The sequence below is a fragment of the Streptomyces yerevanensis genome (assembly GCF_000716805.1).
GTDB lineage: Bacteria > Actinomycetota > Actinomycetes > Streptomycetales > Streptomycetaceae > Streptomyces > Streptomyces flaveus.
In genome coordinates this window covers 1-9593 of record NZ_JNWJ01000120.1, presented here as the reverse complement: position 1 = coordinate 9593, position 9593 = coordinate 1, and the positions used below count along the sequence as shown (strand labels likewise).

The 9593-nt window shown below is 68.1% G+C and carries 9 protein-coding genes and 2 pseudogenes; 5 read left to right on the top strand and 6 right to left on the bottom strand.

What is annotated here, in order from left to right:
- Positions 1–398 (bottom strand): transposase (locus OP79_RS57775; RefSeq protein ID WP_245685727.1); only part of this gene is annotated, 398 nt, incomplete at its 3' end.
- Between the two features lie 102 nt (positions 399–500).
- On the opposite strand from OP79_RS57775, the gene OP79_RS47445 reads away from it, so the two are divergent.
- Positions 501–974: an RICIN domain-containing protein gene (locus tag OP79_RS47445; RefSeq protein ID WP_033329437.1), complete on the top strand. Its 474-nt coding sequence runs from the start codon at positions 501–503 to the stop codon at positions 972–974.
- Positions 975–1122: 148 nt separating this feature from the next.
- Here the strand turns inward: OP79_RS47445 and OP79_RS57770 are convergent.
- Positions 1123–1266 (bottom strand): annotated as a pseudogene (locus tag OP79_RS57770) (IS110 family transposase); the annotation flags it as partial.
- 273 nt (positions 1267–1539) lie between these two features.
- A complete protein-coding gene (locus OP79_RS47440) occupies positions 1540–1920 on the bottom strand; it encodes an ArsR/SmtB family transcription factor (protein WP_051745824.1) in 381 nt (126 codons plus the stop codon).
- A gap of 154 nt (positions 1921–2074) precedes the next feature.
- Between OP79_RS47440 and OP79_RS47435 the strand changes: the two genes are divergently transcribed.
- Positions 2075–3280, top strand: coding sequence for an MFS transporter (locus tag OP79_RS47435; protein WP_245685726.1), 1206 nt, complete (start codon positions 2075–2077; stop codon positions 3278–3280).
- A gap of 590 nt (positions 3281–3870) precedes the next feature.
- Here OP79_RS47435 and OP79_RS47430 read toward each other — a convergent pair.
- Entirely contained in the window at positions 3871–4458 is a 588-nt protein-coding gene (locus OP79_RS47430) for a TetR/AcrR family transcriptional regulator (protein ID WP_051745822.1), read from the bottom strand.
- A gap of 94 nt (positions 4459–4552) precedes the next feature.
- On the opposite strand from OP79_RS47430, the gene OP79_RS47425 reads away from it, so the two are divergent.
- Entirely contained in the window at positions 4553–5296 is a 744-nt protein-coding gene (locus OP79_RS47425; RefSeq protein ID WP_033329435.1) for an SDR family oxidoreductase, read from the top strand.
- A gap of 368 nt (positions 5297–5664) precedes the next feature.
- Here OP79_RS47425 and OP79_RS47420 read toward each other — a convergent pair whose 3' ends face one another.
- A complete protein-coding gene (locus tag OP79_RS47420) occupies positions 5665–6843 on the bottom strand; it encodes an IS4 family transposase (protein ID WP_245685725.1) in 1179 nt (392 codons plus the stop codon).
- 271 nt (positions 6844–7114) lie between these two features.
- The gene (locus OP79_RS47415) at positions 7115–7981 is read right to left on the bottom strand and encodes a helix-turn-helix transcriptional regulator (RefSeq protein WP_078492512.1); all 867 of its coding nucleotides are present in this window, start codon (positions 7979–7981) and stop codon (positions 7115–7117) included.
- Between the two features lie 114 nt (positions 7982–8095).
- Here OP79_RS47415 and OP79_RS47410 point away from each other — a divergent pair, with 114 nt between their 5' ends.
- Together OP79_RS47410 and OP79_RS47405 are read left to right on the top strand one after the other, a co-directional pair.
- The gene (locus tag OP79_RS47410; RefSeq protein WP_033329440.1) at positions 8096–8794 is read left to right on the top strand and encodes an SDR family NAD(P)-dependent oxidoreductase; all 699 of its coding nucleotides are present in this window, start codon (positions 8096–8098) and stop codon (positions 8792–8794) included.
- A 242-nt stretch (positions 8795–9036) separates the two neighbouring features.
- Positions 9037–9498 (top strand): annotated as a pseudogene (locus tag OP79_RS47405) (transposase); the annotation flags it as partial.
- Positions 9499–9593: the final 95 nt, after the last annotated feature.

The window sequence follows — 9593 nt, the reverse complement described above, 5'->3', positions numbered from 1 at the left end:
GCCGAGCACCACGCGTGGCCCCAGCCCACCCGCACCGGCACCCAAGCCATCCGCATCAAACGACCCCAACCCGCAGACCCATAAGGCAACGGCATTGGGGCTAGAGCGTGTCTCTTTGATGGGTTGGTCAGTTGATCGGATGTGTCTGTCCGATTAGTGATCACTACGGTCCAGCCGATGTCGTCGACGGCATCCGCTGCGGCGAGGATGGCGGCGAAGATCTTCTCCCACGTGCCGTCGACGGCCCACCTGATCAGCCGCTTGTGGGCCGTCTGGAACGAGCCGAGCTCCTCGGGGAGGTCCCGCCAGGGCGAGTTGGTGCGGTACTTCCACGCGATGGCCTCGAGCGTGCCGCGGTGATCGGCCCAGCGCCGTCCCCGGACCGGATCGGCCGGCATGAGCGGCTCGATCCGGGGGTTTTCCCCATTTTTCAGGCGTAGGCGGTGGTGTTCGGGGATCCTGTCGAGGTACCTCTGAAAACCACTGTAAGGAGACCCTCAGTGCGCCGCCCGACTCGGAAAGCCTTCGCCGCCCTCATCGCCGCAGCCGGCCTCGCCCTCCCCCTCCTCACCCCCACACCCGCCTCGGCTGCCACCGCCACCAGCCGCTTCGCGAACTACCGCTACGGTGACTGCCTGCGCGAGACCTCCGAAACCGGCCTCAAGGGCGACCGCTGCACCACCGGACGCGGCAGCCTCCTGTGGCAGTGGAACGGCCGCCTCAACACCAGCACCACTCTTAAGAACAACTTCTGGGGCCGCTGCCTCGACAGCAATGACCGGGGCGACGTCTACCCCCTGCGCTGTAACGGCGGCTCATACCAGAAGTGGCGCACCGTCCAGCCCGCCGCCCGCAGCGCCATCATGCTCCAAAGCGTCGGCACGGGCCGCTGCCTCTACCAGCAGGACAACGGCTACTACCGCACGGGCCGCTGTGACCGAGGCGCCCAGAACCAGCGCTTCACCATCGGCTGAACGGATCTCTCGACCGCTTCAAGATGACGCCGGGCGAGCAGCTCTTCTTTTACGCGAGGCCGGAAGGCGGTCCGTTGGCCGCGGTGGTGATGACCTTGAACGGGGTGTTCTTCCCGTCGCAGATCAGACATCCGATGCGGTTGCGGCGTCAAGCGGCGACGGCGAGAGCAGGTGCGGGGCGAGGTGGGAAGGCGACGTTCTCGGCGTAGGGAGTGTGCTTGGTGAGGCAGTGGTGGAGGCAGCCGAGCATGCGGTTGAAGAGGTTGCGCTGGGCTGCGACATGGCGGTCCCCGTCCGCTCATCGGCGGTCGTAGGGCCTGTTCCTTGTTGTGATCATGTGGCGGCGTCGGAGCTACTGGGAGCAAGGACGGCTGCGGGCGTGAAGAAGGGCCGCTGATGGTCGCGCGCTTTCGCAGCCGGTCTGAAGTCAGGCTCGCCAGGCGAGGATGCGGCACTCGCCTGCGGATTCACGTCTCCGCCGCGTGAGGCGAAGAGAGAAAGTCCTCAGCCTGCCCGTGGAACGAGCCTTCTCCTCGTCCGCGGCGGACGCAGACCTCGCGTTGGGTCAGTGCGCGCTTGGCGTCCATGCCGCTACCAGATCCAGGAGACCGGGGAAACGGACGTTGAGGTCGGCGATGCGTACGTGGCTGCGGCGCTCCAGGCCGTACTGACGCTGCCGGGTGATACCCGCCTCGCGCAGGGCCTTGAAGTGGTGGGTGAGAGAGGACTTGGGGCGGTCTAGGCCGAACCAGCCGCAGGGATGGTCGAACTTCTCCGACTCCAGGAGGAGTTTTCGCACGATCCGCAGGCGCAGTGGGTCGCTCAGGGCACCCAGCACCGTCTCCAGCCGCAGGTCTTCGACCGCCGGCTCAGGCAGCGGTTCGGGCAGCCCCGCAGGCTCCGGCAGCACCTTGATGGCCGGCACCGGACTCACCGTCGAAGGCATAGACAGCTCCTCACCACCCGAATCACTTGTACGACTTCAATCGTACTGCATGCTATGTTCGACTTAACTCGTACTGCGCTAGCTGGAGGGAGCGGCCGTGTCGGAGAGTCGAACAGTGCCTGTGAAGGCGGCAGGAGGACAGCAGCGCCCAGGCGTGGACGAGCGCGCGAGCGCCTCGGCGGCTCCGACCTGGTGGGTGTGGCTGGCGGCGTGGCCGGTGACCGCGGTCTTCGTCCTGTCCAACGCGGCGACCCCGCTGTACGTGCTGTGGCAGCGCGACATCGGGTTCTCCAAGGGCACCCTGACTGTGATCTTCGCCTTCTACATCGTCGGACTGCTCGGCTCCCTACTCGTCTCCGGCGTCGTGTCCGACCGGATCGGGCGCAAGCCCGTGCTGCTGCCCGCGCTTGCCCTCGCCGTAGCGGCCTGCCTGATCTTCGCCACGGCGTCCACTGTGCCCGCGCTGATCGTGGCCCGGCTGTTCACCGGCATCGCCGTCGGAGCCGTCGTCTCCGCGGGCATGGCCGCCGTGACCGACGTGGCCGGCCAGGACCGCAAACGGCTCGCGGCCCTGCTCGCCTCCTGCGCCATGGTCTTCGGGGCCGGCCTCGGACCGCTCCTCGCGGGCATCCTCTCCGAGACCCTTCCCGCGCCGACCGTCACCATCTTCGTCGTGGAGATGGCGCTGCTGGTCACCGCAATCCTCGCTGTGCTGCGCATGCCCGTACGGCGTCCCGCGGCACCCGTGAAGGGCGCATGGGTGCGCGTGCCCGGCGTCCCGCGCGGCAACGGTCTGCAACTCACCCTGGGCATCGCGGTGTTCGCACCCGGCATCACCGCGACGTCCTTCGTGCTCTCGCTCGGCCCCTCACTGCTGGCCGGCTTGCTCGGCACCACCAGCCGGATCGTCGCCGGAGCCATGGCGTTCGTCATGTTCCTGGCCGCCACCGGTGTGCAGTTCGCGGTCCAGAAGCTGCGCAGGCGCGCGATCCTGACCGCCGGAGCGGTCAGCACCACCCTCAGCATGGTGACGCTCATCATCGCCGTGCACACCTCCTCGGTCCCGGTACTCATCGCCTCCGCGCTGCTGGCGGGCGCCGGTCAGGGCATGGGCCAGCTCGGCGGCCTCTCCCTGCTCAACTCCACCGTCCCGCCGCAGCGGCTGGCCGAAGCCAACGCGGCTCTCAACATCGGCGGTTACATCCCGGCCGGCCTCCTGCCGGTATCGGCGGGCTACCTCAGCGACGCCGTGGGGCTGACCGACGGAGCAACTCTCTTCGGCACCGTCCTGACGGCCCTCGCCGTCGTCGGCGGCCTCGTGGTCGTCATCAGCCGCCGACGGGTGTCGAAACCTGAGTGACCTGACCAGACGGCACCCGCGCGAGAGGCAGCGGTACCCGGTTCTGGCTGCGTTCGAGATTACGGCGGCAGGCCATGTCGAGATATTGATCCGAGAGAACGCTGGTATGGCACGGTCTGAACTTTCCGATGACGAGTGGGTGTTAATCGAGCCGTTCCTGCTGATAGGTAGGTTCGGCCCATACCCGTGTCCTCGAAGACCTTCCCTGCATCGGCGTCGCTGTCCTGTCGGGCCTCCATGGCGCGCAGGGCCCCGACTACCAGTGCTGCGTGCTCCGCCAGCTGGTGCCGGCGGGGCCGCCGTACGCGCCCGTGCCGGGTCCGCCACGCGGCCCACACCATCCGCTCAGCAGCTTTCAAACTGACCCGGGGTGCATCCAGTACCTCGCCGGACTCCAGCCGCTCGTACGCCTGCCCTACGTTTCCGCAGAGAGCCAGGTGGCTTCGTAGGTGGGAGCGGCCACCACTTGTCGACGAGTTTGGGGCAGCACTTGTCGATCACCGAGCAGTGAAATGTCGATGAGAACTGACACCGCTCGGTGGCGGAGTCGACGTCTCTCCTCTGCTATTTGGTGATGCTGCGGTTGCTCTTCAGGATGTCTTCGGGTTTGCTGCCCTCGCCGGTCGGCGTCCTGTTCGGCGAAGGCCCTCGAGGATGACGTTCATCAGAGGCCGTGCTGTTGGTTCCCATTCATCTCGGTCCAGTCGGCCGAGGTAGGCGATGAGCAGGAGGACCCCGCGGGCGTCCACGTCCGTGCGGATGGAACCGGCTGCTTTCCCGGCGTCCAGCAGGTGGCTGAGAGCGCCTTCGATGGGGTTCTGGCTGTGGGCGACAAGGTCTTGCCACGCTGCCGGCTCGAGCACTGCCAGGACGCCGTACTTGATCTCGGCGTAGTCGATCACTCGGTCGAGCCAGTGACGCAAGGCTTCCACGGGCTCGTGTTCCGCCAGTAGAGCGGAGGCGGCGGTCACGAGTTCTTCGACGTCGCGCCGGTAGACCTCGGCGAGGAGCGCTTCGCGGTTGGGGAAGTTCCGGTAGAGCGTTCCCTGTCCTACACCGGCGCGCTTGGCGATCTCGTTGAGGTGGACGTGGTGGGACTCGGCGAGGGCTGCGCGAGCAGCCTCAACGATGCGGGTCCGGTTCCGCACCGCATCCGGACGGCGTGCTGGCGCACTCATGAGCCTCTCCTGATGTTCCGGCTCTTACAAGTGGACACGTGTCCGGTAGGCTGGCCATGCAGCGGACACGTGTCCACTTTACTTGGAGGCAGTAGTGCTCTCTCTTCACGGCAAGATCGTCGCTATCACCGGAGCGAGTGGCGGTATCGGCGAAGCCACGGCCCGGCTACTCGCCCAGCGCGGCGCTACGGTCGTCCTCGCAGCGCGCCGCAGCGAGCGCATCGACGCCATAGCGCAGGAGGTCCGGGAGCAGGGCGGCCGTGCCGCCACGTGCGTCGTCGACGTCACCAAGGCCGAGGACCTGCAGCGCCTGGTCGCCACCACCATCGACCAGTACGGCCGTATCGACGTACTGGTAAACAACGCCGGCATCGCCCCGATCAGCCCGCTGGCCGACCTCGACACCGAGAGTTGGTCGGCCATGATCGATGTCAACCTTCGCGGCATGCTCAACGGCGTCGCCGCCGCGCTGCCCGCCTTCCGCGAGCAAGGCTCGGGCCACCTGGTGAGCATCGTCTCCGTGGCCGGCCTGTCCGGCGTGTCCCCCTCGATGGCTGTCTACGCCGCGACCAAGAACGCGGTGCGCACGGTCCACGAGGGGCTGCGCACGGAGTCCACCGACGGGGTGGTGCGCACGACAGCCATCTCGCCGGGATACATCCGCACCGATCTCGCCGACTCCATGGCAGACCCGAGCATCCGCGAGCAGACGCGCAAGAACATGGACGCGGTGGGCATCCCTCCGGCGGCGGTCGCCCGCGCGGTAGCCTTCGCCATCGAGCAGCCCAGCGACGTCGAGATCGGCGAGATCAACGTTCGCCCCACCGTCCAGGCGTGACACTTGCCGTCACCGGTCAAGTGAGACGGCCGCCAGCCTCTTGCACAACGCTGTCTGGCCGGGCGTCCCGACGAGCCGAACACAACTCCGGACCTGGCTCCCGGCCTCAACGGGAGCGACGCCTCCCGGTGAAGTGAGTCCTAGGGCCAATGCCGTTGCGTTATGGGTTTGCGGGTTGGGGTCGTGTGATGCGGATGGCTTGGGTGCCGGTGCGGGTTGGCTGCGGCCAGGCATGGTGTTCAGGTCGTTTGAGCCGGTAGTTGGACATCTTGCGTTTCACGACGCGGGATTGGCTGCGCAGCCGTCTGACGGGCAGGAGTCGTTCCAGGAGGTCCTGCTGGAGCAGCACCAGGGTCCTGACCAGGAGGTCAGGGGGAAAAGCTGCCCGGTGTGACGGTCACGCTGCGCCGGGCGGAACGCAGGGTCTCGGTGAAGGAGATGCGGTCGGGATCCAGGCCACGGGTGGCAGCCGTTCTCACCATGAGCTCGCGCAGCGCATGGTGGACCAGCAGGTGCGCCCAGATCTGCTGGCGGACGCCCTCGGGCGTTTTGCTGCTGAGCACGACCCGCGCGCCGCGCTGATGGGTTTTGATCTCGGCGAAGACGGACTCGATCTCCCAGCGGTCGCGATAGAGCGCGGCCAGTTGCCGGGCCGGATACCGGCGCGCGTCCAGCAGGGTCGTGATCAGGCGGTAGCTTTCGGCTGCGCCTTCACCGACCTGGCCTTTCAACTGGTAGGCCAGGACACGGACGGTGACCGACTCGTGCCGGGCGGGGCCGCTGCTCGCGCGGATCCGGGAGAGCCAGGAGCCATCACGCAGATGCCTGGTGACCGGCAGAACGCGGTTGGCGGGCACCCGCCACAGCAGATCGGCGCCGGTGTCGGTGAACGCCTGCCACAACGGCACGCCGAGGAACTCGCGGTCGGCTAGGACGAGCCGGCCTGGCCCGCACGAGCGGGGCAGGCGGCCGACCAGGGTGACTTCCCCGGTGCGGCAGCCGGCGAGTTCCGCATCCAGCACCGCATGCGTGCCCACTTCCACCAGGGCGGCCATCCGCACCTGGGGATACGCGCTGCGGCCGGTCCCGCGGCCGTTGCCCGGACGGCCGAAGGCGGCCTCGTTGGCTTCGCTGTCGGCGACGTCCCAGCAGGTGCCGTCCACGGCCAGCAGCCGCAGGCCTCGCCAGAACGCGCCCGGCGTCGTTTCCGTGGCCATCGGCTTGGCGGTCGTGGCGAACAGCACCCGCAACGGCTCGGATCCCAGCCGCTGCCGGGCCCGAAACAGCGAGGACTTCGCCGGAACGTGCCAGTTACCCAGCAGTCCCGCCCCTCGCAGGCCCTCGACCAGGTGCCGCATCACTTCCAGATACGGAGCGGGAGAGAACAGCGCCAGCCCCCGCACGAAATAGACCACCAGCCGCGCCGGAAGCAGCCGTTTACGCCGCTCCGCACGCCCGCACGCGGCTACCACCCGATCCACCAACCCTGGCGGATACACCCAGGTCAGCAGGCCAAGACCCGATAACTCAGACACGCTCGCAGCCACCCGAACCACCCCCGGGCCCGCCCTGCAAAGCAGCCTACGCCCACGCATCGATAAGGCAACGGCATTGGTCCTAGGGCGCGTATCGAGTTGTGATCGTCGGTGGTCCGGTGTGAGGTCTTCGGTCCAGATCATTGAGGAACACAGCGATGCCCAGCCAGGCACTGAGCTTGTTGATCAGGCGCTCGGCGGTGTTCCTCTCCTTGTAGAGGTCGGTGTCGTGATTCGGCGCTCGCCACGCACATGCGGCCGGTCGATCGACACGTAGGCCGGATCAGTTGCGTGTGGTGGCCGGTGGGCCGGCGATGGCGGTGAGCCGAAGCTTGGTCTCGTCCTCGCTGCCGGGTACGGCGGTCATGATGACGATCTTGAGCTCGGAGTCGCCGTCGGTCAGGACGTCGCAGTCCACCGTGACCGGGCCCACCGATGGGTGGTCGATGGTCTTGTGGTCCTCGCGGTGCGCGGCCACCTCTCCGGTCGTCCACAGCTCGGCGAACCTCCTGTTGCCCGCGTTCAGATCGCGGATCAGCGCGGCCAAACGGCTGTCCTGGGGGAAGCGGCCGGTGGCGCGGCGCAGGTCGGAGACGACGGCTGCGTCGGTGGCGTTGGGGTCCGCCTCGGTCACTGGCCACAGCGCGAGGCGGGCGGGGCCGGCGTCCACCGGGAACCTGTCGCGGGCGAAGTTGCGCAGCCGTGGCGGCGAGGCGGAGGGGTCGCCCAGCAGGGCGGCCCATCCGCGGTTCCACCACACCAGTTGCCAGTCCGCCGCGAACACGGCGACCGCCACGTCCCCGAGGCGGGCGAGCACCCGTTGCACGCCGGGTGGGAGATGGTCAGCGATCGTGCCGTCCACCGGCGGTACGAGCTGGGCCAGCCGGTACAGGTGGTCCCGCTCGGCGGTGGACAGTTGCAGGGCGCGTGCCAGGGACGCCACCACCGACGCTGAGGGTGTGGTGGCCCGCCCCTGTTCCAGGCGCACGATGTAGTCGACCGATACTCCGGCCAGGTCAGCCAGTTCCTCGCGGCGCAGCCCGGCCGTCCGGCGCCCGCAGGCGGCCGACAGTCCGGCGGCCGACGGGGGCAGCCGGTCCCGCCACGTGCGGATCATCACGCCCAGTCCGGTTCCGGGTATCGCCGACATGACCTCCATCCTCCTGCATCCCGGGTCGTGCACGTGGGCGCGAGGGTGGTACTGGTCTTCCTACCGTCGAAGCGGCCCTGGTCCACCTCCCTCGTCGGGACCAGCATCGAGCGCATGACGATCACCTTCATCACCGGAGCCAACAAAGGTCTCGGCCGCGAGACCGCCCGCCGCCTGATCGAGTGTGGCCACTCCGTGCTCGTCGGAGCGCGCAATCGCGAGCAGGGCGAGGAGGCCGCCGCTGCGCTCGGCGCACGCTACGTCCCCATCGACGTGACCGACGATGCGTCCGTGGCCGCCGCGGCCGCGAACGTCGCCGAACACGAGGGCAGCATCGACGTCCTGATCAACAATGCTGGTGTGCACGGCCCCGTCGGCGACCCCAGCGACCTCACCGCCGCCGACGCCCGCGCCGTCCTCGACGTCAACGTCATCGGCGTCGTCCGCACCACCACCGCGTTCTTGCCGCTGCTGCGCCGCTCGGACGACCCTGTGATCGTCAACGTCAGCAGCGGCATGGGCTCCCTCGCCCTCACCCACGACCCCGCCCGGCCCGAGTCGCACGTCGTCGCGCCGCTGTACACCTCCTCCAAGGCGGCGCTGACGATGTTGACCACGCAGTACGCCAAGGGACTCAAGGGCATCCGCGTCAACGCCGCCGACCCCGGCTACACCGCGACCGACCTCAACGGTCACAGCGGCTCCCAAACCGTCACCGAGGGCACGGACGCGATCGTCGCCCTCGCCACCGAGGAGCCCGGCGCCGGCAGCGGACGCTTCGTCTCCCGTCATGGCGAGATCGCCTGGTCCTGACACCGGCTGTGCCGGATCAGCTATTCGGGCGACGAGGACATCGCGAAGTCGTTGCAGTGTCCGGGGTGCTCCAGGGGACGCAGTTCGCATCGTGATCGATCTGCGGTTCGCTCTCGCGGCGGGGCCCGGACCGGTAGATCTTCTTGCGTGACACGAGCACAACTGACGGACGAGGAGTGGAAGTTCATCGGGCCGTACCTGCCGATCGGCAGGTACGGCCCGTATCCAGAGCGGCTTCGGCAGCAGTCACTGCGGCACAAGCTCAGCACACCGCCGTGGCCGGAGAGAAAACTGCCGCGGCCGTGGTCAACACCCTGGCCAGGGCGGTGCTGGCTCTCAACGAAGAGATCGCTGGCATTGACGCACAGATCGCGGCCCGATTCCACGAGCACCGCGACGCGGAAGTGGTCCTCAGCATGCCCAGCATGGGCCCTTTGCTGGGGGCGGAGTTCATCGCCTGCACCGGCGGTGACATGGACGTCTTCGGCAGCTCCGGCCGACTCGCTGGCGTCGCTGGACTCGCACCGGTCCCACGGGACTCGGGACGTATCAGCGGCAACATGCGCCGACCACACCGCTACCACCGTCGGCTCCTGCGCGTCTTCTACCTCTCCGCCCAGATCGCGGCCCGCTTCTGTCCCACCTCGAAGACTTTTTACGACCGCAAGCGAGCCGAGGGCAAGAGCCACAAGCAGGCAGTCCTAGGGCGCTTCTGATGGCTCTTGTTGGGGTGGGTGGATCAGTGCTGGGGCCGGGCAGGCGCGTCTTATGGTGCGGCGACACGAACTGACCGACGCGC